We start from the raw sequence: 24,684 nt of genomic DNA, 5'->3' as shown, positions 1-24,684 counted from the left end.
GCTCACGGTTATACGTATGCCGGAAAGAGCGCTGAAGCGGGGTAACAATAACGGTGGGGTGAAAAAACTCTCGTGGGAGGCGGCAAGCCGCCTCCCACACGTTTGTATTCATCGATGAGGCCGTGCATTACGCAGAGCATGGGCAATAGCATCCGGCCCCTTCGCGGACAAGTCCGCTCCCACTAGCTGATAAACCGGTTCTCAATCCGTAGGAGTGGACTTGTCCACGAAGACTGCTTTTCAGGCGCAACACATTCGCGAATGTACTGGCTGATGACCGGTTTTGCCTTTATTCACTAAAGCTGTGTACCACCAACGGAGCATGGGCACGATCATCAGGCCTGCAGCGCTGACAGGGCCAACATGCAGGCCGCGACGATCCCGCACAGCGCAAACAACTGCTGCAAGCGAGGCCCGGCCAGGTAACGCGAAATCTGTCTGCCGGCCAACAGGCCGACCATCGCCCCCAGCGCGAACGGCAAACCTACGGTCCAGTGCATGACCCCGCTCAGCGAGGCGGTGATGACGCTGCCGGTCGACACCAGGGCGATCACCGCCAGCGAGGTCGCCATGACGCTTTTTATGTCCAGATCGGTATAACGCGTCAGCGCCGGAATGATCACAAAACCGCCGCCGACACCGAGCAAACCGGACAGCAGGCCCGAGCCTAGCCCGGTCATCGTCAAGGCTCGCAGGCAGGGCATGGTCCAGCGCAGACGACCTTGTAACGGATTGATCACGCAGGGCAGCACCTCGGCGCGTGGGGCTGGTGCGCCGTCGCGCAGTTCGCGGTGGGCTTTGATCAGCATGCGTGAGCAGGCATACAGCAGCACGGCGCAAAAGAGCAGTGCCAGCGGCGCGTTGGGCAGGCGATGCGCAAGCCACAGTCCCAGTGGCGCGACCACCACCCCGATACCGGCGATGTAAGCCGCGGCGCGATAGCGCACGATGCCCTGACGCAAACCCAGCACCGCGCCAACGCCTGCCGCCATGCCCACGGCGAGCAGACCGACCGGCGCAGCCTCGACAATCGACAGCCCCAGCCCGAACACCAGCAGCGGCACCGCAAGAATCCCGCCGCCCGCGCCGGTCAACGCCAGCACCGCGCCAATAATCGCGCCCAGGCCGGCGCCCAGCAGTTGATGCTCATCCATGTTCGGCCGTGACCTTTTTCGGTTTGGCCAGCCACTCACGGCCCTTGAGCATGCCGTGCCAGTACAGTGGCGGCAGCACGCGCTCTTTCAGCCACCAGGCCAGGCGTGTCGGTCGTCGTCCGTTGAGCAGCCACTGTGGGAAGCTGGGCGCTACCTTGCCGCCATAGAGGAATTCGGCGAGCACGATTTTGCCTTTCTCGACTGTCAGCGGGCACGAGCCATAACCGTCATAGATGACCGGATCAGTCAGCCGCCCCAACGCGACCAGGACATTATGGGCAACCACCGGCGCCTGCTTGCGAGCGGCTGCCGCCGTCTTGGCATTGCTGGTGTTGGTGGCATCGCCCAGACCATGCACATTGGCGAACTGCCGGTGGCGAAGCGTGGCCGGGTCGACGTCCACCCAGCCTGCGGCATCGGCCAGCGGGCTGGTGCGGATGAAGTCCGGGGCGATCTGTGGCGGCACCACGTGCAGCATCTCGAAACCCTGTTCCACCGTTTCACTGCTGCCGTCCGGCCCGGTACGTAAAAAGGTGGCGCGTTTGCCAGGCCCATCGACGGCCACCAGTCTGTGACTGAATCTGAGGTCGATGGCATAGCGCTCGACATACGTCATGAGGGCCGGAACATAGTCCGCCACGCCGAACAGCACGGCACCTGCGTTGAAGAACTGCGTAGTGATCTGACCCTGACGCCCCGCCTTTCGCCAGTGATCGCAGGACAGGTACATGGCCTTCTGTGGCGCTCCGGCACACTTGATCGGCATCGGTGGCTGTGTGAACAGCGCACGACCCTGTTTCAGGTTCTGGACCAGTTTCCAGGTGTAAGGCGCCAGGTCGTAGCGATAGTTGGACGTCACGCCGTTGGCACCCAGCGTCTCGACCAGTCCGTCGATAGCCGACCAGTCCAGCTTGAGGCCGGGGCAGACCACCAGTTGCTGATAACCCAGCGTTCGCCCGTCCTGAAGCGTCACACGGTTGGCCTGCGGTTCGAAGCTCGCCACGGCGGCCTTGATCCACTGCACGCCGTTTGGGATCAGCGACGCCATGCTGCGTGCCGTCGTTTCAGGCGAGAAAATGCCCGCGCCGACCATTGTCCAGCCTGGCTGGTAATAGTGCGTGTCGGCCGGATCGATGAGCGTGATGCTCAAGGTCTTGTCGCGGGCGAGCAGGCTGGCGGCTGTCGAAAGGCCGGCAGCACCGGCACCGACAATCAGGATCTGGCAGTTGGCAGTGGGGGCATTCATTGCAAGGTTTCCGGAGGCTGACGGGAGTCAAAGGGTATTGAGGGGGATTTTGAGGTAGCGCACGCCGTTGTCTTCCGGCTCTGGAAAGTGGCCACAGCGCATGTTGACCTGCACCGACGGCAGCATGAGCACGGGCATTTCCAGTGTCTGGTCACGGGCTTCGCGCATGCTGACGAACGCGTCCTCACTGATGCCGTCCCGCACATGGATATTGCTGGCGCGTTGCTCGGCGACGGTGGTCATGTACTTCAGCTCCCGGCCGTTGGGCAGGTAGTCGTGGCACATGAAAAGCAGCGTCCGCGGCGGCAAGGCCAGCAGCTTGCGGATCGAGCGATACAGCGTGCGGGCGCTGGCACCGGGGAAATCGCAGCGGGCGGTGCCGTAGTCAGGCATGAACAATGTGTCGCCGACGAACGCGACTGTTTGCCCATCGACCTCGACCAGATAGCTCATGCACGCGGGCGTGTGTCCTGGCGTATGCAGGGCTCTGGCTTGCAGCGTGCCAATGGCAAACGTTGCGCCATCGTCGAGCAAGACGTCGAACTGGCTGCCGTCGCAGGCGAAATCGGCCGGCGCGTTGAATAGCGCGCCGAAGGTTTCCTGAACCTGGGTAATGTGCCGGCCGATCACGATTTGCCCGTCCAGCTTGTTCTTGAGGTACGCGGCGGCGGACAGGTGATCGGCATGTACGTGGGTTTCCAGAATCCACTGCACCGAGGCCTGCAGAGCCCGTACACGGCCGATCATCCGGTCAGCGGACTCGGTGCGCGTGCGTCCCGATTTGGGATCGTAGTCCAGCACGCTGTCGATGATCGCGCACTGCTTGCTGGCAAGGTCCATCAGCAAATAGCTGACGGTACAGGTCTGGCTGTCGAACAGCGCCTCGAGGTAAAGCTTGTCACCGATGATCATGTTCGAATCCCTGTGGCTGTAAGTCGCCCGAAACCCACGCCAGCAGGCAAGGCGGTTGGCAGTCGTTGCCAGATAGAGTCAATAAGCATGCCAATGGCCGATGTTCTGGCTTGAGCCCCTTAATTCAAAAGCGTCGACGGTTTTAGCCTGATGAGACGTCGCCGTCCGTATCGTTTGGACTGCCACTTAATGGCGGTTATGTGGCAGTCAATGGCAGTATCTGGCAGTGCAGTGCGGTAAACTGCACAACGCTTTTCACGCTATCTGCACAGGAACCGCCCATGTCTCTCATTGCCACCGATTTTTCTGGCAGCCACATGCAGTCGCTGGTGTCCTACCTTGAGCATGACGAGCGTCCCACCATTGTTCTGGATACCGACTACAACATCATTGCCGCCAACGGTGCGTACCAGCGCCAGTTCGGTGTTGAAGGCGTACCGCATGTGGGCGAGAAGTGTTATCGGGTGTCGCATCAGTACGCCGTGCCGTGCGATCAGGCCGGTGAGCATTGCCCCATGCGCAAGGCACATGAGACCCGGCTGCCGGAACGCCTGTTGCACATCCACCACACCCCGCGCGGCCCTGAGCATGTCGACGTTGAACTGCGCCCGATTCTGGGTGATCAGGGCGAGGTAATTGCTTACGTCGAGCGCTTGAGTTCCGTGGCGGTGGCCTCGGTTCAGCCTCAGCAGCATGGACTGGTGGGGCGTTCTGCCGCGTTCAAAGAGGTGCTGAGCGCCTTGCAACGCGCCGCGCCAGCGCAGATTCCGGTGTTGCTGCAAGGTGAGTCCGGTACCGGCAAAGAACTCTTCGCCCGCGCCCTGCATGCCAGTAGCTCGCGATCAGCCGGGCCGCTGGTGGTGGTGGATTGCACCGGGCTCACCGATACGCTGCTGGAGAGTGAGCTGTTCGGCTACGAGAAGGGCGCGTTCACGGGCGCGCTGCAACGCAAGATCGGCCTGGCAGAAGCGGCGCATGGCGGCACGTTGTTTCTCGACGAGATCGGCGAAGTGCCGCTGGCCATGCAGGTCAAGCTGCTGCGCCTGATCGAGTCAGGCAGTTTTCGGCCGGTGGGCAGCCTGAGAACCGTGCATTCGGATTTCCGTCTGGTCACTGCGACCCACAAGCCGCTCAAGGACATGGTGGCCGACGGCAGTTTTCGACAGGACCTGTTCTATCGCATCAGTGCGTTCCCCATCCGACTGCCCGCACTGCGCGAGCGCACCGATGACTTGCCGCTGTTGATCGACAGCCTGCTGCAACGCAGTGCGCAAGGGGCCGCGCCACGCGTTGATCCCGACGCCATGAAGCTGCTGCGGCTCTACAACTACCCCGGCAATATCCGGGAACTGCGCAATATTCTGGAGCGCGCCCGATTGTTCACCGATGACGGGGTGATTCGCGTGCAGGATTTGCCCGCCGATGTGCGCGGGCACAACGAGGCCGGGCGCGTGCTGCCTCGCCGCCAGGACGATGGGCTGGAGAAGCTCGCGCACACGCTCAGCGTATTTCAGGGGTCACGCAGTGAGCTGGCGAAAGAACTGGGGCTGAGCGAGCGCACCCTGTATCGGCGGTTGCGCACGCTCGGTGTGCTGACGTGACGTTTATTTGAAGGTCACGACACCATCAGACAGCGATTCGACCCGCGCCAGCGATTCGACGCGATAGCCTTGTGCGTCCAGTTCGGCGCGGCCGCCTTGAAACGACTTCTCGATCACGATGCCCAGCCCGGCAACGGTCGCGCCCGCCTGCTTGATGATTGAGATCAGCGCCTGCGAGGCTTTGCCGTTGGCCAGGAAGTCATCAATGATCAGCACGTGGTCATGGCTGTTCAAATGACGCGGCGAGATGGCAACGGTGCTTTCGACCTGTTTGGTGAACGAGTACACGCTGGCCGACAGCAGGTTTTCGGTCAGGGTCAGCGACTGATGCTTGCGGGCGAAGATCACCGGCACGCCCATGTTCAGGCCCGCCATCACCGCAGGGGCGATGCCCGAGGCTTCGATGGTGACGATCTTGGTCACGCCCGCGTCGGCGAACAGCCGTGCGAACTCGTCACCGATGGCCTTCATCAGCGCCGGATCGATCTGGTGATTGAGGAACGCATCGACCTTCAATACCTGGTCGGACAATACGATGCCTTCTTCGCGAATCTTCTTGTGCAGTGCTTCCACTTCGGTTCCTTGGGTGCGCCATTGCGCAATAAATGATCGATTCTTGTGCCGGTCAGCGTTTCAGCATCGCGCGGATATCGGCCAGGGCGGTATTGCCGCGTACCGCCTTGACCTCGGTTGGGGTGTCGTCGTTACCTTCCCAGGCCAGGTCGTCGGGCGGCAGTTCATCGAGAAAACGGCTGGGCGCGCAGTCGATGATCTCGCCGTACTGCTTGCGCTTGGCGGCGAAGGTAAAGGCCAGGGTCTGGCGCGCGCGGGTGATGCCCACATAGGCCAGGCGGCGCTCTTCTTCGATGGTGTCGGCTTCGATGCTGGAGCGGTGCGGCAGGATTTCTTCTTCCATGCCCATGATGAACACGTAGGGAAATTCCAGCCCCTTGGAGGCGTGCAGGGTCATCATCTGCACACCTTCGGCACCGTCTTCTTCTTCCTGCTGACGTTCAAGCATGTCGCGCAGTACCAGCTTGCCGATGGCTTCCTCAATGGTCATGCCGCCTTCTTCGTCCTTCTCCAGCGTGTTTTTCAACGCCTCGATCAGGAACCAGACGTTGCTCATCCGGTAGTCGGCGGCTTTCTCGCTGGAGCTGTTCTGGCGCAGCCAGTTCTCGTAGTCGATGTCCATGACCATGCTGCGCAGCACCGCGATAGGATCGTTCTGCGCGCATTGCTGACGCACGCCATCCATCCAGCGCTTGAAGCGTTGCAGGCGGTCGGTGAAGCGGCTGTCCAGATGCTCGCCCAGACCGATTTCGTCGGTGGCGGCGTACATCGAAATCTTTCGCTCAGTGGCGTAATTGCCGAGTTTTTCCAGCGTGGTCGAGCCGATCTCCCGACGCGGCACGTTGATGACCCGCAGGAAGGCGTTGTCATCGTCGGGGTTCACCAGCAGGCGGAAATAAGCCATCAGGTCCTTCACTTCCTGACGACCAAAGAAGCTGTTGCCACCTGAAAGCCTGTACGGAATCTGATGGTGCTGCAGTTTCAGCTCGATCAGCTTGGCCTGGTAGTTACCACGGTACAGGATGGCGAAATCGCTGTAAGGCCGGTCGGTGCGCAGGTGCAGGGTGAGGATTTCCACCGCAACGCGCTCGGCCTCGGCGTCTTCGTTACGGCAGCGGATCACGCGAATCTCATCGCCGTGGCCCATCTCGGACCAGAGCTGCTTCTCGAATTCGTGCGGATTGTTGGAGATCAGCACGTTGGCGCACCGCAGGATGCGGCTGGTGGAGCGGTAGTTCTGCTCCAGCATCACCACTTTCAACGACGGGTAGTCGTCCTTGAGCAACATCAGGTTTTCCGGCCGTGCGCCGCGCCAGGCATAGATCGACTGGTCGTCGTCGCCCACCACGGTGAACTGGTGGCGGCTGCCGATCAGCAGTTTGACCAGCAGGTACTGACTGGCGTTGGTGTCCTGGTATTCGTCCACCAGCAGGTAGCGGACCTTGTTCTGCCACTTTTCCAGAATGTCGGCGTGCTCCTGGAACAGCTTCACCGGCAGCAGAATCAGGTCGTCGAAGTCCACTGCGTTGTACGCCTTGAGCGTGCGCTGGTAGTGCGTGTAAACGATGGCGGCGGTCTGTTCCTTGGGGTTGCGCGAGTTTTCCAGCGCTTCGGCAGGCAGGATCAGGTCGTTTTTCCAGGCGCCGATCATGTTCTTGATTTCGTCGACGCCGTCGTCGCCGGAATACTCTTTCTGCATGATGTCGGTCATCAGCGCCTTGACGTCAGCCTCGTCAAAGATCGAAAAACCCGGCTTGTAACCCAGCCGCGTGTGCTCCTTGCGGATGACGTTGAGCCCCAGGTTGTGGAACGTCGAGACCGTCAGGCCGCGTCCTTCACCGGCCCTGAGCAGCGTGCCGACCCGCTCCTTCATCTCGCGCGCGGCCTTGTTGGTAAAGGTCATGGCGACGATGTACTGGGCCTTGATGCCGCAGTTCTGGATCAGATGGGCGATCTTGCGCGTGATCACGCTGGTTTTGCCGGAGCCTGCACCGGCGAGCACCAAAAGAGGGCCGCCAACGTAGTTCACGGCTTCCTGTTGCCGGGGATTGAGTCGGGACATGACAGCCTGAAAGTCGTTTGCGAAAAGGTCGGGCATTTTAACAGGCCCACGGGTTTGTGCAGCGATCATCGTAGAAAGGTCGTGACGACTATCTAATTTCTTCGTTTTTGTTACATTTGCGCCGCGGCGCGAAAACAAGTGCATTCGTTGTACGCTCGCGAGCGTGCAGCCATCAGTTTTTTCCTTTGAACTTAGGAAGTTAGATTGCCTACGCCTGTCGAACCCTTGCGGTTGCTGTTACTGGCCCAAGAGCCTTCCTGGGAGGCGCTCTTGAGCGGTTGCCTGACCGATCCGGGCCATCCTGTGACGCTGCTGAGCGCCACTGACTGGAGCGCATTCGACGCCCGTTACGGCAACGAGCGCAACACCGTGCTGTTGGCGACCCCCAGTCTGCAACCGCCCACCGGCAGTTGTACGTTGCCGATGGTGGCGTTGCTTGAGGCCGAGCCGTTGGCCGGGTTGCCCGGCTTCAGTGACTGGCTGGTGCGCGATGGGCTCAACCGGGATGTGCTGAATCGCTGTCTGCGCTACGCCCATGAGCGTAGCCATCTGGAAGACACCCTGCGCCGCCTTGCCGGTCAGGATCCGCTGACGGGGATTGCCAACCGCCAGGGTTTTCATGCGCTGTTGGCAGCCCGGCTGTCCAGTGGCGGCAGCATGGCGCTCGGGCACCTGGACCTGGATAACTTCCGCCGTACCAACGACGCGCTGGGCCACCAGGCCGGCGATCGGCTGATCCTGCAGGTGGTTGCCCGGTTGAAAAGCCAGTTGCAGGCCGGTGACCAGATCGCCCGCCTGGGTGGCGACGAGTTCGCTCTGTTGATCGACACCCGGCATGCGCCTGAGCGCGCCGCGCAACTGGCAGAACGCATCACCGACGTGCTGTCGGAGCCTTACTGGATCGATGGCGAAAGCCTGTTGCTCGGCTGCAGCCTGGGCGTGGCGCATTCGCAGACCGAGGCCGGTGCCGATGCCTTGATGTGGCACGCGCACATTGCGATGCGTCAGGCCAAAAGCCTGCAGGGCTGCACGTTTCATCTGTTCGATAACAGCATCAATCGAAACGCCCGCAGTCTGGCCGATCTGGAAGGGGAGCTGCGTCGCGCTCTGCGCCGCGATGACATGGAGCTGCATTACCAGCCTCGCCTGTGCCTGCGCAGCGGACGTGTCGTCGGTCTGGAGGCGCTGGTGCGCTGGCGTCATCACGAGCGAGGCTTGCTGGCACCCAGCGAGTTCGTGCCACTGGCCGAACAGTGCGGCCTGATCGTGCCGCTGGGCTACTGGGTCATCTTCCGTGCACTGCGCGACATGCAGGCCTTGCGTGAACAGGGCTTTGCGCCGCTGCACATGGCGATCAATCTGTCGTTCCGACAGTTTCAGGACAGTCAGTTGCTGGCAACCCTGACCCGGCTGATCAACGATCACGCTGTCGATGCCCGCTGGCTTGAGTTCGAACTGACCGAAACCGCCGTGATGCGTCGCAGCGATCACGTCCGGCAGACCATGGACGCGCTGGGACGTCTGGGCGTGCGCTTCTCGCTGGACGATTTCGGCACCGGTTACTCCTCCTTCGTGCACCTCAACAGCCTGCCGATCAAGCTGCTCAAGATCGACAAAAGCTTCGTCGGGCAAATGGAATCCCGCGAGGAAAACCGCAAGCTGGTTCACGCCATGATCAACCTGGCGCACAACCTGAATCTGGACGTGGTGGCCGAAGGCGTGGAGACGCCCGAGCAACTGGCACTGCTGCGTGGTTTTGACTGTGATCAGGTGCAGGGCTACCTGATCAGCAGGCCGCTGCCGCTGAATGAACTGGTCACCTGGCTGCAATCAGACGCTGATCAGGCTCAGGCAGCCACGCTGGGGTGAGGTGCGGTCCTCGCTCGGCGCATCACCCTGGCACCACCGCCCCGGCCGGTTGTTTGCGCAACAGCCGTGCGGTCTTCCATTCAAAGGCGTAGGTCAGCGCAACGGCTGAGCAGAGCAGGCCCAGCGCCAGTCCCCACCAGACGCCCGGGGCTCCTGCATTGGCGTAAAAACCGAGCAGCCACGCGGCTGGCGCGGCAATCAGCCAGTAGCAGGCCAGGCCAACCAGGAAGGTCGTGCGGGCATCCTTGAGTCCGCGGATCGCGCCCATGGCGATGGTCTGCGTGCCGTCGAAGAACTCGAACCAGGCCGCGATGGCCAGCAGGTGCACGGCCATGACCACAATGTCGGCGAACGCCGGGTCGTTGATGTCCAGAAACAGGCCGATGATCTGATGCGGCGCCAGCCAGAACAGCAGGCCGAACAGCAGCATAATGGTGCCACCAAACCCAATCCCCAGACGTCCGGCCGTGCGGGCCATCAGCATATTGCCTGCGCCGTAATGATGCCCAATGCGCATGGTCACGGCGTAGGAAATCCCGACCGGCACCATGAACGCCATGGACACCGTCTGCAGGGCGATCTGGTGCGCAGCCATCTGAGTGCTGCCCATCGCACCCATGCAGAACGCGGCAAAGGTGAAGAGCCCGACCTCGACAGCGTAGGTTCCGCCGATCGGCAGACCCAGACGCCACAACTCACTCAGATGGCTGCGCGAGAGCCGGGATAAGCCCTTGCGAATGGGGTATGCCGCGTAGGCCGGGTGTCGACCGATGTGCAGCGCCAAGGCAAGCGCCATGCAGTTGGTCACGATGGCTGTCACCAGTCCGATGCCCATCAGCCCCAGATTGGGCAGGCCAAACCATTGGTGAATCAGCACGTAGTTGAGCGCGTAGTTAGCGACGGCACCGATCAGGCTGATGATCATGACGGGCCTTGCCCGACCCAGCGCGCTGGTAAAACCACGCAGGGCCATGAAGCTCAGCAGGCCGGGCAAGGCCAGCGGCAGCGTGATCAAAAACTGAGCTGCCATGTGCACGTTGGCTTCGGCCTGGCCGAATTGCAGCAGGATGGGTTCCAGATTCCAGAGGATCAGCGCCGCCACCAGCGCCATGCCCCACGCCAGCCACAGCCCGGCTTGCGTCAGGCGGGTTGCGCCCTCGGTGTCGCCAGCGCCGTGACGGATCGACACCAGCGTACCGACCGCCGCCATCACCCCCACGCAGAAAAACGAAATGAAGTTGTAGGTCGCAGCGCCCAGACCGCCGCCCGCCAAGGCTTCAGGCCCGATCTTGCCCATCATCACCGTGTCGGTGAACACCATCAGCATGTGCGCCATTTGCGAGGCGATAAGCGGCCCGGCCAGGCGCAGGATGATCCAGAGTTCTTTGAGGGCGGGCTGTTGCATGATGGCGGTGCTCTACGGCAGATGAACTGATGAGCCGCTTATTGTCGGCATTTACGGTCATCAGCACAAAGCGATAAATCCGATACTGGGCATGACTAAAACTCATGCGAAGCTGTTTGCAGTACAGTAGTTGCCTGGCCCCTCAGGAAACTGCACATGTCTCGTCGTCTTCCCCCTCTGTATGCACTACGTGCATTCGAAGCTGCGGCCAGGCACACCTCGTTCACTCGCGCAGCAGAAGAGCTTTCCATCACGCAGAGTGCGGTAAGCCGCCATATTCGTACGCTGGAAGAGCACTTTGGCTGCCGATTGTTTCAGCGCAACGGGCGCAACCTGCAACTGACCGAGGCGGCGAGGGCGTTGCTGCCTGGCGTGCGGGACGGGTTTCTGGCGCTGGAGCGAGCGTGCAGTACGTTGCAGACCGAAGAAGGCATTCTGCGCATGAAAGCGCCGTCCACCCTGACCATGCGCTGGCTGTTGGCGCGGCTCAGTCGTTTTCGTCACCTGCAGGTGGGTAATGAAGTGCAACTGACCAGCGCGTGGATGGACATTGATGCGGTGGACTTTGCGCAGGAGCCGTTCGACTGCGCGATCCTGCTCAGTCATGGGCATTTTCCGGCCGACTGGGAATCCACGCTGCTGTTTGCGGAATGGCTGATCCCCGTGGGCGCTCCGACCTTGCTGAAGGATCCGCCGTGGAACGTCGAGCGGTTGGCCAAAGCCGAACTGTTGCACCCCACGCCAGACCGTCGCGACTGGCGCACCTGGCTCAACCGCATGGGGCTGGGCGACAAGGTGTCGCTCAAGGGCGGCCAGGTGTTCGACACGCTTGAACTGGGAATGATTGCGGCAGCGCGCGGGTATGGCGTGTCGATGGGCGATTTGCTGATGGTCGCCGAAGACGTGGCGCAGTCCCGGCTCAGTTTGCCATGGCGCACGGCGGTGGCCAGTGGGGAAAACTACTATTTGGTCTGGCCACGTACAAGGCCCGGTGCAGAGCGGTTGCGGCGTTTGAGCGACTTTCTGCAGGCCGAAGTGAAAGCAATGGAATTGCCGTTAGTTGAAATTTTGCACTAATACGTCGCGCATAGTGCGAAAATGCCATCTTTACTAAAGCCCACACGCGATGCTCAAGTATCGTTCTTGTTGGCCGAAGCTCTGCTTAAGAGCCGTTTCTCGCAAACGGTACAACCTCTAACTAACGTTTGCTGAATGACTGGCCACGGATCTGGCGCAGGTCATTCGGCATGGAGCCCCTATGTCCAAGCCCCGTACCCGAATTGCGACGCAACTCGGTATCGCCCTGGCTGTGATCCTGGCCATCGTCATCAGCGGCAGTACGCTGTTCGCGTTGAGGTCTCTGGACGCATCCAATCTGGTCATCCGTGAAGATCACATGTCGAGTGAGGCAAGACTGCTTGCCGATCAGATCAACACTTTTCACAGCACCCTGCGCGACAGCACTCAGCGCTTGAGCGGGTTGTTCGAAAAACGCTTCTCCGACGGCCTGACGCTGCAGGCGGACAAGCCCGTCACTGTCGCCGGTAAGCAGACCCCAGGCCTGTTTCTGCGTGATGCGGTGCTCAATAATGACTTTACCGAAGTGGATGAGTTCCGTCGGCTTACAGCGGGCGTGGCAACTATTTTCGTGCGCAGCGGCGATGACTTCATCCGCATCAGCACCTCGCTGAGCAAGCAGGACGGCACACGCGCCATCGGCACGATGCTCGATCGCAAGGCGCCTGCTTATGAGCGCCTGATGTCCGGCCAGGGCTATGTAGGCAAGGCAATGTTGTTTGATCGCTACTACATGACCCAGTACAGCCCGGTTCGCGACGGCAGTGGCAAGATCATTGCGGCGCTGTTTGTGGGGTTTGACTACACCGATGCGCAGAAAACCCAGTTCGATAACCTGAAAAACTTCCGCATCGGCACCACCGGTTCGCTGGCGCTGCTGGATGACAAGGGCACCTGGCTGGTCCCGCCTGCCGGCATCCAGTCGCCTGAAGATGCCGCCAAGGCGGTCGTCGATCTCGCCAGCAAACCGGGCAAGGCCCAGTTCTGGAATGACGGCAAACAGGATTTCTACAGCGTTGGCCAGCCCTTCGCGGGCGGTCCATGGACTGTCATTGCCAGCATGCCCCGCAGCGAAATCAGCGCAGTGACCTGGGACGTCGGCACGCAACTGGCCATTGGTAGCCTGCTGGCCATGCTCATCGCCGTTATCAGCGCCATCTGGCTGCTGCGCAGCAAACTGCGCCCGCTGTCCGAGCTGGTACGTCAGGCCGATGAACTGGGCGCGGGCAACCTGAGTGTGCGTCTGAACATCACCAGCAACGACGAAATCGGTCAGTTGTCGGGCAGCTTCAATAAGATGAGCGAAGCGCTCTCCTCGATGGTGTCGCACATCCGCACCGCCGCGCAGGAAGTCAGCACCCGTGCTCACGCCTTGTCCGGCCTGTCCGGCGGCGCTTACGAAGGTATGGAGCAGCAGTCCGGCGAGATCACCAGCATGGCGGGCGCGGTTGAAGAATTCAGCGCAACGTCGATGAACATCGCCGACAACATGGGCAACACCGAGCGACTGGCGCAGGACAACGCGCAACAGACCCGCATCGGCCGTACCTCCATGGAAGAAGCCTCCTCGTCACTGCAGCAGATCGCCACGTCGCTGAGCAGCACCGCGACCGTGATCGACACCCTGGGCCAGCGCTCGCAGGAAATCGGCAGCATCGTCGGGGTGATTACTTCGATTGCCGACCAGACCAACCTGCTGGCCCTCAACGCCGCCATCGAGGCCGCACGCGCCGGTGAACAAGGTCGCGGTTTTGCCGTGGTCGCCGACGAAGTCCGCAGCCTGGCCTCGCGCACCCGCAAGGCCACCGACGAAATCTCCGTCATGATTGCCAGCATCCAGCAGGAAACCGGCAACGCCATCAACACCATGCAACAAGGCAACGTGCTGATGCAGGAAGGGCTGTCGCTCAACGCTAAAGTCGCCTCGGCCCTGGCCCAGATCGACGAACAAAGCCGCTCCGCCGGTCACCAGTTCGCGGCCATCACCACCGCGACTCAAGAGCAGAGCAGCACCGCCACCATGCTCAGCAGCAACCTGCAAAGCATCGCCATGGCCAACAGCGAACAGCGCGAAGTGGTTTCCAATCTGGCTATCACGGCTGAAGAACTGAGCGCGCTGGCGGCAGAGTTGCGCAGAGAGGTTGATCGGTTTCGGTGAGGGGTCGCTTGCTTTAATTCTGATGCGACCATGCCGGTGGTATTTGCTGGCATGGTCTTTTCGGATTTGAAGGCGCAATGCTCGGGGATTCAGGGGGATTCAGGGGGATAAGCGATATCAGTCGTTTGCGAGCCTGTCCTCTCAGCAGATGTTGCGAGTGCTTTCATCTGTAGAGCAGATGATTCCATGCCTTCTCACCCACTCGCAGGCCGATACTGCAACGCCTCTGCCAAATGACTGCGATTGATCGTCTCTGACTGCTCCAGGTCCGCCAGGGTTCGCGCCACCTTCAGCAGCCGATGCGCCGAGCGCAGCGATAGCGTCAAGCGCTCGCATGCCGTTTCCAGCCAGGTCTCATCAGCACTCGACAGCGCGCAATGCTGGCGCAGGGCAGGAAGGTCGAGGAAAGCGTTGGCGCAGCCCTGGCGACGATTCTGTCGGTCGCGGGCCTGCGCAACGACGGCAGCCGCGCTGGCTGTGGTGTCGCCGGTAGACGGGCCGGGATTGAGTGAGGTGGTTTCACGCGCAACGGTCAGGTGCAGGTCGATGCGGTCCAGCAGCGGGCCGGACAGTTTGTTTCGATAGCGCTGCACCTGTTCGGTGGAGCAGCGGCAGCGACCGGTGGGCTCACCCAGATAACCGCATGGACACGGGTTCATCGCCGCGACCAACTGAAAACGTGCTGGAAACCGCACCCGATCCCGCGCGCGGGAAATCACGATATGGCCGGACTCCAGCGGCTCGCGCAGGACCTCCAGCACGCGACGGTCGAACTCCGGCAACTCATCCAAGAACAAAACGCCATGATGCGCCAGTGTGATTTCGCCCGGCTGCGGACGACTGCCACCACCGACCAGCGCCGGCCCGGACGCCGAGTGGTGCGGTTGCCTGAACGGACGCTGCGGCCAACTGGTCAGCGGCACCTGGCTGGCGACCGACTGAATGGCCGCTACTTCCAGCGCTTCGTACTCATCCAGCGGTGGCAACAGACCGGGCAGGCGACTGGCAAGCAGCGTCTTGCCCGTGCCGGGTGGGCCGCTGAACAACAGGTTATGGGCTCCGGCAGCAGCGACCACCAACGCGCGCTTCGCCGCCGTCTGCCCCTGCACTTCGCTGAGGTCCGGGTAAGGCCTGGACTGATGCAGCAAGCCACTGGATTGATACGGCGCAATCGGCGTGCGCCCGTTGAAGTGCGCCACCAGCTCCAGCAAATGATTCACCGCAATGACCCGCAAGCCCGAGGCCAGGCACGCCTCCTCGGCGTTAACGGCTGGCACGATCAACGTCCGCTCCGCCGCACGCGCGGCCAGTGCGGCGGGCAACACGCCCTGAATCGGCCGAATACCCCCCGACAGCGCCAACTCCCCCAGGCACTCGACATCCTGCAACGCCGTCAACGGCACCTGCCCACTGGCTGCCAGCAAACCCAGCGCGATCGCCAGATCAAACCGGCCGCCATCCTTGGGCAAATCGGCAGGTGCGAGATTGAGCGTGATACGCCGCGCCGGAAAATCCAGCCCGGAATTGAGAATGGCACTGCGCACCCGGTCCTTGCTCTCCTTGACCGCCCCTTCAGGCAACCCGACGAGCGTCAGCGTGGGCAGCCCGTTGGCCAGATGCGCTTCAACAGTAACCGCCGGGGCTTCAACCCCGACCTGGGCACGACTATGGACGATGGCCAGCGACATGGATCATTCCTTGATATGAGCGACGGGGCGTTATCGTGCGTCATTCGGGGATGAAGGGCAGGTGGGGAATGGATACAGGGTGTTAATGAGGGCTACGGATAGACTGCAGGCGTGATCTGTCCGCTGAGCTCAACGTGCGTCATTGCCGGAACGCAACGTCAGACCCTCAGCGAACGAGGGATGGCGGTGAGCACGAGGACAGGACACTGTGATTAAAAAGGACGCATTCCTACAGCCTCTTGCGATGCGTCGTATTGGATGCAGAGTGGTGGAAGAATAAAGTGCTTTCTTAACGAATAACGTTAAGCTTTAATCATGATTGTGAGTTTTAAATGCGCCGATACGAAAGGGTTATTTCAAAATGGCAGGACCCGACTATGGCCTGCGCTAAGGACGGTTGCAGAACGAAAGCTCGCAATGCTGGACGCCGCAGTCCTGCTGTCGGACCTTCGATCTCCGCCGGGTAACCGGCTTGAGACGCTTGATGGCAATCGTCGCGGTCAGCACAGCATACGTATCAATGCTCAGTTTCGAATTTGCTTCGTTTGGGGCGAGAACGGCCCCGAGGACGTTGAAATTGTCGATTACCACTAAGGTGCAACAATGACCAAAAATGGAATGCGCCCCGTTCATCCCGGCGAGGTTCTGAAAGAGGAATACCTCGAACCCATGGGCCTTACCGCCGCTGCCTTGGCTCGGGCGCTGAATGTTTCAACACCGACAGTCAATGACATCGTGTTACAGCGAAGGGGCGTGAGCGCGGATGTAGCGCTGCGTCTGGGCGTATGTCTTGATACCAGCCCCGAGTTCTGGTTGAACCTGCAGCTGACTTATGACCTGCGCAAGGCAGAGATCGAGAAGGGCGCGCAGATTCGCGATCAGGTCAGGTGTCTGGCCCACTGCGCCTGACGACCTGACCCGGCGCTGACCCGTCACTCAGCCTTGTCAGCCGGTCCCATTTTCTCTTCAAGCTCCGCCATCTTGGCTTCCAGCGCCTCCAGACGGGCGCGGGTGCGGGCGAGGACGGCCATCTGGCTGTCGAACTCTTCGCGGCTGACCAGATCCAGTTTGCTGAAGCCGCTTTGCAGCAGGGCCTTGAACTGGGTTTCGAATTCGCCGCGGGGCACGGGGGTTTCGCCGTTGAACAGGCGCGAGGCGTGGCCGCTGAGGGCGTCGAGGAAATCTTTGGGCGCGAGCATGGTGGTTTTCCTGAATCAGATGGGCGGCAGTGTAGCACGCAGGGGCTACAGTCAATTCAGGCGGGCGGCAGTGCACGTTTATGGCGCGCATGGGCGTGCACGTGCGCACCATGCTTGTGCATTCGCCGCGCATCAAGGCGGCTGTGGTGCGTGCCAAATGGCTCAAGGGCCTGTATTTGATGAATATTCACGAGATGGCAAGCTTTCTGCTTAGTGGCTTATGACCCATGCACTGATGCAGTCGCTGTGACGAATGCAGTGCGGCAGGCGGAGCGGGGAAGTGTTTCGTCAGAAGCGGTTTTCTGGAGTCGGTCAGGCCTGATCAGGCGACCGGCGCGTTACAAAGCCAGGCACTGCGCTTAGACTTGAGTCGGGTTTGTTTTCCTGGGGCAAGTCCACCAAATTCGGGAGAAAGTTTTCATGAAGCTAGTCACTGCCATCATCAAACCGTTCAAATTGGATGACGTGCGCGAGTCGTTGTCTGAAATCGGCGTGCAGGGCATCACCGTTACTGAAGTCAAAGGCTTCGGTCGTCAGAAAGGTCACACTGAGCTTTATCGCGGTGCTGAATACGTAGTCGACTTCCTTCCTAAAGTGAAGATCGATGTTGCCATCGATGACAAGGATCTGGATCGCGTCATCGAGGCTATAACCAAGGCCGCCAACACCGGCAAGATCGGTGACGGCAAGATCTTCGTGGTCAATCTGGAACAGGCCATCCGCATCCGTACCGGCGAGACCGATACCGACGCTATTTAAGCCGCCAAAACCCCAACGCCCCAGGAGAAAACAATATGACTCTGCGTCAATTCGCAGGGCTAGGAGCCCTGTTGTCCCTTGCAGTACCTGGTCTGGCCCTGGCGGCTGACCCAGTGGCCGAGCCCGTGCTCAATTCCGGTGATACCGCATGGATGTTGACGGCGACCGCTCTGGTCCTGTTCATGACCATCCCTGGCCTCGCGCTGTTTTACGGCGGCATGGTTCGCTCGAAAAACATCCTGTCTGTGATGATGCAGTGTTTCGCCATCACCGGCATGATCAGCATCCTGTGGGTCGTTTACGGCTACAGCATCGCGTTTGACACCACCGGTATGGAAGCTGGCGTCGTCAACTTCAATTCCTTCTTCGGCGGCATGGGTAAAGCGTTCCTGGCGGGTATCACGCCATCGAGCATTACCGGCGCTGCGGCATTGTTCCCTGAGGCGGTGTTCGTCACCTTCCAGATGACCTTTGCAATCATCACCCCTGCGCTGATCGTCGGTGCTTTCGCAGAGCGTATGAAGTTCTCCGCGATGCTGATCTTCATGGCGATCTGGTTCACGCTGGTCTACGCGCCAATCGCCCACATGGTCTGGGGCGGCGTCGGTGGCCTGATGTGGGACTGGGGCGTTCTGGACTTCGCAGGCGGTACCGTCGTGCATATCAACGCCGGTGTTGCTGGCCTGGTTGCCTGCCTGGTGCTGGGCAAGCGTAAAGGTTTCCCGACCACCCCGATGGCCCCGCACAATCTGGGTTACACCCTGATCGGCGCGGCAATGCTGTGGGTAGGCTGGTTCGGTTTCAACGCAGGTTCCGCTGCTGCGGCCAACGGCACTGCCGGTATGGCGATGCTGGTCACCCAGATCGCGACCGCTGCTGCTGCGCTGGGCTGGATGTTCGCTGAATGGCTGACCCACGGTAAGCCAAGTGCTCTGGGCATCGCCTCGGGTGTGGTTGCAGGTCTGGTGGCGATCACGCCAGCGGCCGGCACCGTAGGTCCGATGGGCGCGCTGATCATTGGTCTGGTGGCAGGCGTCATCTGCTTCTTCTGCGCCACCAGCCTGAAACGCAAGCTGGGCTACGACGATTCCCTGGATGCCTTCGGCGTTCACGGTATCGGCGGTATCGTCGGTGCGATCCTGACCGGCGTCTTCGCAGCCCCTGCACTGGGTGGCTTCGGCACGGTGACCGACATTGGCGCTCAGGTCTGGATTCAGTTCAAAGGCGTCGCGTTTACGGTCATCTACACGGCCATTGTGACCTTCGTGATCCTCAAGGTGCTGGACGCGGTGATGGGTCTGCGTGTCACCGATGAGGAAGAGTCTGTGGGTCTGGACCTTGCGCAACACAACGAGCGTGGCTACAACTTGTAACGAGCCGCCGCGCTGTAAACAAAAAATGCCCGGTTTCCGGGCATTTTTTTGTCTGGCGGTTGTGGATAAATCGAGATTTTCTGCTGTCACTGGTTTGCCTGCGTCAATGATTTGGGCGCTCTGACGCGGCGCGTGTGAGGTTGTTCTGTTTGTCTTCGTTAATGTGCGGTGAAGCTGGTTTATTGCGCGCTTTGCTTTTTTCTCAGGCGAGTTAGAATGCGCGCCGAAGGTGCGGAGAATGGTATGTGGCATCAAGCCAGAATTACGCTGCGGGCAAGGCCACGCGGGTTTCATCTGGTCACTGACGAGATACTGGCAGGCTTGCCCCAGCTGCGCGAATGTCGAGTCGGACTGCTGCACTTATGGCTGCAACATACCTCGGCCTCGCTGACCGTCAACGAGAATGCCGATCCGGCGGTACGTCGTGACTTCGAGCGTTTTTTCAGCCGGCTGGTGCCTCAGGGTGTCGACGGTTATGAACACAACGACGAAGGCCCTGATGACTTGCCCGCGCACTTCAAGGCCAGTCTCCTTGGCTGCCAGTTGTTGTTGCCGGTTTCGGCAGGGCGATTGGCGCTGGGCACCTGGCAAGGTATTTATCTGGGCGAACATCGAGAGTCGGGTGGTACTCGTAACGTCCAGGCCACTCTTCAGGGTGAATGGATATAACCGCTGGGGTCAGTGGTTATTGATTTTTCCGGCGGTCTCAGGCGTTTGAGGCTGTTGGGCTATAACTAAATCTGCTTTCGCAAGTCATGAGGTAGAACATGAGCGACGACGACAACGACAATGACGATCTGGTAGACGACCTGGAAGGCGAGGAGGATGGCGACGAAGGTCTTGTTGCCGCCACCGACGACGACGCTGTCGAGGTAGACGATGCCGAGGTTTCGGCACCGGTTGCCAAAGGCAAGGCCAAGGCTGCAGTTTCGGTCGATGAGCTGCCCAGTGTAGAAGCCAAGAACAAGGAGCGTGATGCTCTTGCGCGTGCGATGGAAGAATTCCTGGCGCGTGGCGGCAAGGTGCAGGAAGTGGAAGCCAACGTGGTTGCCGATCCGCCCAAGAAGCCTGACAACAAATACGGCAGCCGCCCTATCTAAGGCAGCAGATGTCGTATGAGAACGAGCCCGCCGTCGCTGCGGGCTTTTTCTTGTCTGCTGTTTGAGCGCAGTCCGCTGGCCTCAGGCCCAGCGCGCCAGGACTTCGGGCAATTGCGACAGGTTATGAATTTCCGCGTCCGGCAACTGATCGGCATCCCAGGCCTTGCCTTGCGGGTTGTACCAGATGGCACGCATACCGGCGCGCTGGGCTCCGGCGATGTCGTCGCTGGGGTGATCGCCGACATGTACAGCGGCACTGGCATTCGCATTACCGCGCCGCAAGGCTTCCAGGAACGGTGCAGGGTCCGGCTTGCCGATGCCCAGATCCTCGGCACACAGCGCGAAGGAAAAGTAGTCGGCCAGGCCCAGACGGCGCACGTCGGCGTTGCCATTGGTGATCACACCCAGCGTGAAAGTCTTGGCGAGGATTTCCAGCGTGGGTTGCACATCAGGGAAGACCTGCACCTGATGGCGTCCGTGCAGAAAGACTTCGAAGCCCTGGTCGGCCAGGTCCTGTGCCTCGTCGGCGTCGTAACCGGTGTCTTCCAGCGCGTGAAAAAGCACACGGCGGCGCAGGGCGCTGATTCGGTGCTTGAGAGAAGGATCGGCCTCTATCAGGCGCGACCGGATCTCCCACAGATGTTCCACGGGCACGGGGCCGAGCCTGGGGGCGTGCTCGGCCAGCCAGTCGCGCAGTGCCGCTTCGGCACCCACTATCGCGGGCGCAGTGTCCCACAGGGTGTCGTCCAGATCGAAAGTCACCAGCTTAATCATCTACAGATCCTTTGCGTTTGGCGCGTGGATGGGCGCTGTCATAAACAGTAGCCAAATGCTGGAAATCCAGGTGTGTATATATCTGGGTGGTCTTGATATCGGCATGGCCCAGCAGCTCCTGGACGGCCCGTAAGTCCTGCGATGACTCCAGCAGATGGCTGGCGAAGGAGTGGCGCAGCATGTGCGGGTGCAGGTTCTGGCCCAGTTCGCGCTCACCGACCGCCTTGACCCGGCTCTGCACCGCACGAGGCCCCAGGCGCGTGCCTTTCTGGCTGATGAACACTGCATCGTCTTTCGGATTGGCCAGTGCTCGCAGCGGCAGCCAGGCTTCCAGCGCCTGACGGGCCTTGCTGCCCACAGGCAACAAACGGGTCTTGCTGCCTTTGCCGAGCACCTGCACCAGGCCGTCGCGAAGGTCCAGTTGCTCAAGGTTCAGCCCGGTCAGTTCTGACAAGCGCAAGCCCGAGGAGTACAGCAACTCCAGAATGGCCTGATCGCGACGGGCCATGAAGTCATCCTCGACGCCGCCATCCAGCAGTTGTGAGGTTCGGTCGGCGTCCAGCGTCTTGGGCAGGCGGCGTTCGCCTTTGGGCGGGGATAGCCCGTTTGCAGGATCGTGTTCGCACGCGCCTTCGCGGTTCAGGTATTTGTAGAAGCCGCGCACGGCCGACAGCATGCGTGCAAGGCTGCGCGAGGACTGTCCGTGCTGATGCTGGCGGGCCGTAAAGCTGCGCAGGTGCTGAATGTCCAGTGCAGTCCAGTTCGACAGCCCGGCTTTCTTGCAGAAGGCCAGCACCTTGTCCAGGTCGCGCCGATAGGCTTCCAGCGTATGAGGAGACACCTGCCGCTCACTGCGCAGGTGCATGCAGTAGGCGTCCAGATGCTGTTCCATGGCTAGCGGACCGAACGCAGCGAGTGGGCGAAGCGTGGCAACAGGCGGCTCAAGACGTCAGCGATATAACTGAGAAACAGCGTTCCTACCGAGCTTTTGTAATGCTGCGGGTCACGGCTGCCGATGGCCAGCACGCCGTGCAGGCCCAGGTGGTTGAGGCTGGCGATGGCCGTCGAGCCGACTTCCTTGCCTTGTTCTGCGCCGAACAGGAAAGCCAGTTCGTGTTCACGCAAGGCACCGCACACGACCTTTTCACCGATCAGTCCACCGATGGCCTTCTGCGCTTCTGCGCTGCTGACCCAACGCCCGACCTGCATGGGATTGTCGCTGAACAGAATCAGGCTGACATAGGGCACCTGGAAGTCCTGACGCAGGCTGTCTTCGACCGCGATGACAATCTCATCCAGGCTGGTGGCGTCCATCAGTGCAAGGTTCAGGCGGCGTGTCTTTTCGAACAGCCGGTCATTGTCCCTTGCGACATCCATCAGTTGTGACAGGCGATGACGCATTTCGATATTTCGCTCGCGCAGCAGTTTTAGCTGGCGCTCGACCAGCGAAACCGTGTCGCCACGCTGGTGCGGGATGCGCATCGACACCAGCAGTTCGTCGTGCTCGGCAAAGAAGTCAGGATGCTGCAGCAGAAAAGCGATGACCGCCTCTGCTTCAAGGTTTGGCGCTGCGCTATCGGCAGGCGATTCGCTGGGGGTGCCGGTTGAAGCTTGAGGCTGATCAGTCATCGCATTTGCTCACTTAAAGACGAACCTGGCCTTCGTAAACCCTGACGGCCGGGCCTGTCATCATCACAGGATGCCCCGGGCCTGCCCATTCAATGGACAGCCGCCCGCCAGGCAGGTCGATCAACAGCGGCGACATCATCCAGCCCTGGGTAATGGCGGCCACTGCAGCAGCGCAAGCGCCGGTGCCGCACGCCTGGGTTTCCCCTGCACCACGCTCCCAGACCCGCAATTGTGCGCGCTGGCGATCCACGACATGCAGGAACCCTACGTTAACCCGTGCGGGAAAGCGCGGGTGATGTTCGATCTTCGGGCCCAGCTCATGAACCGGCGCATTATTGATGTCATCCACGCGCAGTACCGCATGGGGATTGCCCATCGAGACGGCGGCCAGTTCAACGCTCTGTCCGTCAACATCGACGGTGTAGCTGGTCGCCTGGGCTGCGGCCTGAAATGGAATCTCGTCCGGAATCAGGCGCGGCGGGCCCATGTTGACGCTGATCTGTCCGTCGCTACGGATATCCAGCTCAATGATGCCGCTTTTGGTTTCGACGCGGATCTGTTTTTTGGCGGTCAGGCGCTTATCGAGCACGAAACGTGCAAAGCAGCGTGCGCCGTTGCCGCATTGCTCGACTTCCGAACCGTCGGAATTGAAGATGCGGTAGCGAAAGTCCACGTCCGGGTTGTTCGGTGCTTCGACCAGCAGGAGTTGATCGAAGCCCACACCGGTGTGCCGGTCGCCCCACTGTTTGGCGTGCTTGGGCAGAATATGCGCGTGCTGACTGACCAGGTCCAGGACCATGAAGTCGTTACCCAGCCCGTGCATTTTGGTAAAACGCAGCAGCATGGGGTTACTCCGGCAGCAGGCTTTCGCCAGCGAACAGCTCGGCCACGGTTTCGCGACGACGCACTTCAAAGGCCTGCGTGTCGTCCACCAGTACTTCGGCAGCACGGCCACGCGTGTTGTAGTTCGAGCTCATGACAAAGCCATAGGCCCCGGCCGAATGCACGGCCAGCAGATCGCCTTCGGCCAGTGCCAGCTCCCGGCCCTTGGCCAGGAAATCACCGGTTTCGCAGATCGGTCCGACGATGTCATACGCGCGTGCAGCGCCGTCGCGCGGGCGCACGGCCGTGACGTCCATCCAGGCCTGGTACAGCGCTGGGCGTATCAGGTCGTTCATGGCCGCATCGACGATGGCGAAGTCCTTGTGCTCGGTGTGCTTGAGGTATTCGACGCGGGTCAGCAGGACACCTGCGTTGGCCACGATGAAGCGCCCCGGTTCGAACAGCAGGCCCAGATCACGGCCGGCCAGGCGTTCGCGCACGGCCTTGATGTAGTCCGCCGCCAGCGGCGGTTCTTCGTCGCGGTAGCGAACACCCAGGCCGCCACCCAGATCGATGTGGTGCAGATGAATGCCGCAATCGCCCAGACGATCGACCAGGTCCAGCAAACGATCCAGCGCATCGATGAAAGGCGCAAGCGTGGTCAGCTGTGAGCCGATGTGGCAGTCGACGCCGATCACTTCAAGGTTCGGCAGTTGCGAGGCGCGCACGTAAACGTCTTCAGCGTCTGCGATGGCAATGCCGAACTTGTTTTCCTTGAGGCCTGTGGAGATGTACGGGTGGGTACCCGCATCGACATCCGGGTTGACGCGCAGCGAGATCGGCGCACGCACGTTCAGCTCGGCGGCGACGGTCTGCAGGCGTTCAAGCTCGTCGGTGGATTCGACGTTGAAGCAGTGGACGCCGACTTCCAGCGCACGACGCATGTCTTCACGGGTCTTGCCGACGCCGGAAAACACGATCTTCTCTGCCTTGCCGCCAGCGGCCAGCACGCGCTCCAGTTCGCCACGCGAGACGATGTCGAAACCGGCACCGAGGCGGGCCAGGACATTGAGCACGCCCAGGTTGGAGTTGGCTTTGACGGCGAAACACACTAGGTGCGGCATGCCGTCCAGTGCGTCGGTGTAGGCGCGGTATTGTGCTTCGATGTGAGCGCGGGAGTAGACGTAGGTCGGCGTGCCAAAGCGATCGGCGAGGGCAGACAAAGCTACACCTTCCGCGAACAGCTCACCGTCGCGGTAGTTGAAAGCGTCCATGTAATTCCC

24 protein-coding genes are annotated in these 24,684 nt (G+C 60.9%); 11 read left to right on the top strand and 13 right to left on the bottom strand.

Going from position 1 to position 24,684, the window contains the following annotated elements; all coding sequences use genetic code 11:
* Nucleotides 1-335: 335 nt before the first annotated feature.
* The 3 genes from H8S56_RS14980 to H8S56_RS14970 are packed head-to-tail and all read right to left on the bottom strand — an operon-like array spanning nt 336 to nt 3,312.
* Nucleotides 336-1,154, bottom strand: coding sequence for a sulfite exporter TauE/SafE family protein (locus H8S56_RS14980; RefSeq protein ID WP_187519065.1), 819 nt, complete (start codon nt 1,152-1,154; stop codon nt 336-338).
* Complete coding sequence (locus H8S56_RS14975; protein WP_187519064.1) at nt 1,147-2,400, bottom strand: NAD(P)/FAD-dependent oxidoreductase; 1,254 nt, start codon at nt 2,398-2,400, stop codon at nt 1,147-1,149. Before H8S56_RS14975 ends, H8S56_RS14980 begins: the two co-directional genes overlap by 8 nt.
* 27 nt (nt 2,401-2,427) lie before the next feature.
* A complete protein-coding gene (locus H8S56_RS14970) occupies nt 2,428-3,312 on the bottom strand; it encodes an MBL fold metallo-hydrolase (RefSeq protein ID WP_187519063.1) in 885 nt (294 codons plus the stop codon).
* Nucleotides 3,313-3,593: 281 nt separating this feature from the next.
* On the opposite strand from H8S56_RS14970, the gene H8S56_RS14965 reads away from it, so the two are divergent.
* Complete coding sequence (locus tag H8S56_RS14965) at nt 3,594-4,913, top strand: sigma-54 interaction domain-containing protein (RefSeq protein ID WP_024687433.1); 1,320 nt, start codon at nt 3,594-3,596, stop codon at nt 4,911-4,913.
* Nucleotides 4,914-4,916: 3 nt separating this feature from the next.
* Here H8S56_RS14965 and H8S56_RS14960 read toward each other — a convergent pair whose 3' ends face one another.
* Nucleotides 4,917-5,486 (bottom strand): xanthine phosphoribosyltransferase, encoded by a 570-nt coding sequence (locus H8S56_RS14960; RefSeq protein ID WP_024687434.1) that lies wholly within the window; start codon nt 5,484-5,486, stop codon nt 4,917-4,919.
* A gap of 52 nt (nt 5,487-5,538) precedes the next feature.
* Nucleotides 5,539-7,548 (bottom strand): DNA helicase Rep, encoded by a 2,010-nt coding sequence (gene rep / locus H8S56_RS14955; RefSeq protein ID WP_024687435.1) that lies wholly within the window; start codon nt 7,546-7,548, stop codon nt 5,539-5,541.
* Nucleotides 7,549-7,752: 204 nt separating this feature from the next.
* Here rep and H8S56_RS14950 point away from each other — a divergent pair, with 204 nt between their 5' ends.
* Nucleotides 7,753-9,417 (top strand): putative bifunctional diguanylate cyclase/phosphodiesterase, encoded by a 1,665-nt coding sequence (locus H8S56_RS14950; RefSeq protein WP_024687436.1) that lies wholly within the window; start codon nt 7,753-7,755, stop codon nt 9,415-9,417.
* A gap of 22 nt (nt 9,418-9,439) precedes the next feature.
* Here H8S56_RS14950 and H8S56_RS14945 read toward each other — a convergent pair whose 3' ends face one another.
* The gene (locus tag H8S56_RS14945; RefSeq protein WP_024695095.1) at nt 9,440-10,822 is read right to left on the bottom strand and encodes a NorM family multidrug efflux MATE transporter; all 1,383 of its coding nucleotides are present in this window, start codon (nt 10,820-10,822) and stop codon (nt 9,440-9,442) included.
* A gap of 156 nt (nt 10,823-10,978) precedes the next feature.
* Between H8S56_RS14945 and H8S56_RS14940 the strand changes: the two genes are divergently transcribed.
* Nucleotides 10,979-11,899, top strand: a complete 921-nt coding sequence (locus H8S56_RS14940; RefSeq protein ID WP_024687438.1) for a LysR substrate-binding domain-containing protein — start codon at nt 10,979-10,981, stop codon at nt 11,897-11,899.
* A gap of 181 nt (nt 11,900-12,080) precedes the next feature.
* Nucleotides 12,081-14,057 (top strand): methyl-accepting chemotaxis protein, encoded by a 1,977-nt coding sequence (locus H8S56_RS14935; RefSeq protein ID WP_187519062.1) that lies wholly within the window; start codon nt 12,081-12,083, stop codon nt 14,055-14,057.
* 194 nt (nt 14,058-14,251) lie between these two features.
* Here H8S56_RS14935 and H8S56_RS14930 read toward each other — a convergent pair whose 3' ends face one another.
* A complete protein-coding gene (locus tag H8S56_RS14930; RefSeq protein ID WP_187519061.1) occupies nt 14,252-15,745 on the bottom strand; it encodes a YifB family Mg chelatase-like AAA ATPase in 1,494 nt (497 codons plus the stop codon).
* A gap of 315 nt (nt 15,746-16,060) precedes the next feature.
* On the opposite strand from H8S56_RS14930, the gene H8S56_RS14925 reads away from it, so the two are divergent.
* Together H8S56_RS14925 and H8S56_RS14920 are read left to right on the top strand one after the other, a co-directional pair.
* Nucleotides 16,061-16,339, top strand: a complete 279-nt coding sequence (locus tag H8S56_RS14925) for a type II toxin-antitoxin system RelE/ParE family toxin (RefSeq protein ID WP_073170993.1) — start codon at nt 16,061-16,063, stop codon at nt 16,337-16,339.
* 9 nt (nt 16,340-16,348) lie between these two features.
* The gene (locus H8S56_RS14920) at nt 16,349-16,654 is read left to right on the top strand and encodes a HigA family addiction module antitoxin (protein ID WP_024695088.1); all 306 of its coding nucleotides are present in this window, start codon (nt 16,349-16,351) and stop codon (nt 16,652-16,654) included.
* A 23-nt stretch (nt 16,655-16,677) separates the two neighbouring features.
* Here H8S56_RS14920 and H8S56_RS14915 read toward each other — a convergent pair whose 3' ends face one another.
* Nucleotides 16,678-16,944, bottom strand: a complete 267-nt coding sequence (locus H8S56_RS14915; RefSeq protein ID WP_024687448.1) for an accessory factor UbiK family protein — start codon at nt 16,942-16,944, stop codon at nt 16,678-16,680.
* Nucleotides 16,945-17,024: 80 nt separating this feature from the next.
* Between H8S56_RS14915 and H8S56_RS14910 the strand changes: the two genes are divergently transcribed.
* From H8S56_RS14910 to sutA, 5 genes are all read left to right on the top strand, one after another.
* Nucleotides 17,025-17,168, top strand: a complete 144-nt coding sequence (locus H8S56_RS14910) for a hypothetical protein (RefSeq protein ID WP_187519060.1) — start codon at nt 17,025-17,027, stop codon at nt 17,166-17,168.
* Between the two features lie 196 nt (nt 17,169-17,364).
* Entirely contained in the window at nt 17,365-17,703 is a 339-nt protein-coding gene (gene glnK, locus H8S56_RS14905; RefSeq protein WP_002555808.1) for a P-II family nitrogen regulator, read from the top strand.
* A gap of 35 nt (nt 17,704-17,738) precedes the next feature.
* Nucleotides 17,739-19,076 (top strand): ammonium transporter, encoded by a 1,338-nt coding sequence (locus tag H8S56_RS14900; RefSeq protein ID WP_024687449.1) that lies wholly within the window; start codon nt 17,739-17,741, stop codon nt 19,074-19,076.
* Between the two features lie 243 nt (nt 19,077-19,319).
* Nucleotides 19,320-19,745, top strand: a complete 426-nt coding sequence (locus tag H8S56_RS14895; protein WP_024687450.1) for a secondary thiamine-phosphate synthase enzyme YjbQ — start codon at nt 19,320-19,322, stop codon at nt 19,743-19,745.
* Nucleotides 19,746-19,843: 98 nt separating this feature from the next.
* Nucleotides 19,844-20,176, top strand: a complete 333-nt coding sequence (sutA, locus tag H8S56_RS14890) for a transcriptional regulator SutA (protein WP_024687451.1) — start codon at nt 19,844-19,846, stop codon at nt 20,174-20,176.
* An 81-nt stretch (nt 20,177-20,257) separates the two neighbouring features.
* On the opposite strand, the gene H8S56_RS14885 is transcribed toward sutA, so the two are convergent.
* From H8S56_RS14885 to lysA, 5 genes are read right to left on the bottom strand one after another with little or no spacing between them, the layout of a single operon-like run.
* Complete coding sequence (locus H8S56_RS14885) at nt 20,258-20,950, bottom strand: HAD family hydrolase (protein WP_187519059.1); 693 nt, start codon at nt 20,948-20,950, stop codon at nt 20,258-20,260.
* The gene (gene xerC, locus H8S56_RS14880; protein ID WP_187519058.1) at nt 20,943-21,842 is read right to left on the bottom strand and encodes a tyrosine recombinase XerC; all 900 of its coding nucleotides are present in this window, start codon (nt 21,840-21,842) and stop codon (nt 20,943-20,945) included. Before xerC ends, H8S56_RS14885 begins: the two co-directional genes overlap by 8 nt.
* Nucleotides 21,843-21,844: 2 nt before the next feature.
* Nucleotides 21,845-22,579, bottom strand: coding sequence for a DUF484 family protein (locus H8S56_RS14875; RefSeq protein WP_024687454.1), 735 nt, complete (start codon nt 22,577-22,579; stop codon nt 21,845-21,847).
* Between the two features lie 13 nt (nt 22,580-22,592).
* Nucleotides 22,593-23,423, bottom strand: coding sequence for a diaminopimelate epimerase (gene dapF / locus H8S56_RS14870; RefSeq protein WP_024687455.1), 831 nt, complete (start codon nt 23,421-23,423; stop codon nt 22,593-22,595).
* 4 nt (nt 23,424-23,427) lie between these two features.
* On the bottom strand, nt 23,428-24,675 hold the full coding sequence (lysA, locus tag H8S56_RS14865) for a diaminopimelate decarboxylase (RefSeq protein WP_024687456.1): 1,248 nt from the start codon (nt 24,673-24,675) through the stop codon (nt 23,428-23,430).
* Nucleotides 24,676-24,684: the final 9 nt, after the last annotated feature.

Origin of the sequence: Pseudomonas triticifolii (assembly GCF_014358015.1) — a bacterium.
GTDB lineage: Bacteria > Pseudomonadota > Gammaproteobacteria > Pseudomonadales > Pseudomonadaceae > Aquipseudomonas > Aquipseudomonas triticifolii.
The sequence above is the reverse complement of the archived record's forward strand: the minus strand, read 5'-3'. Positions and strand labels throughout refer to the sequence as shown.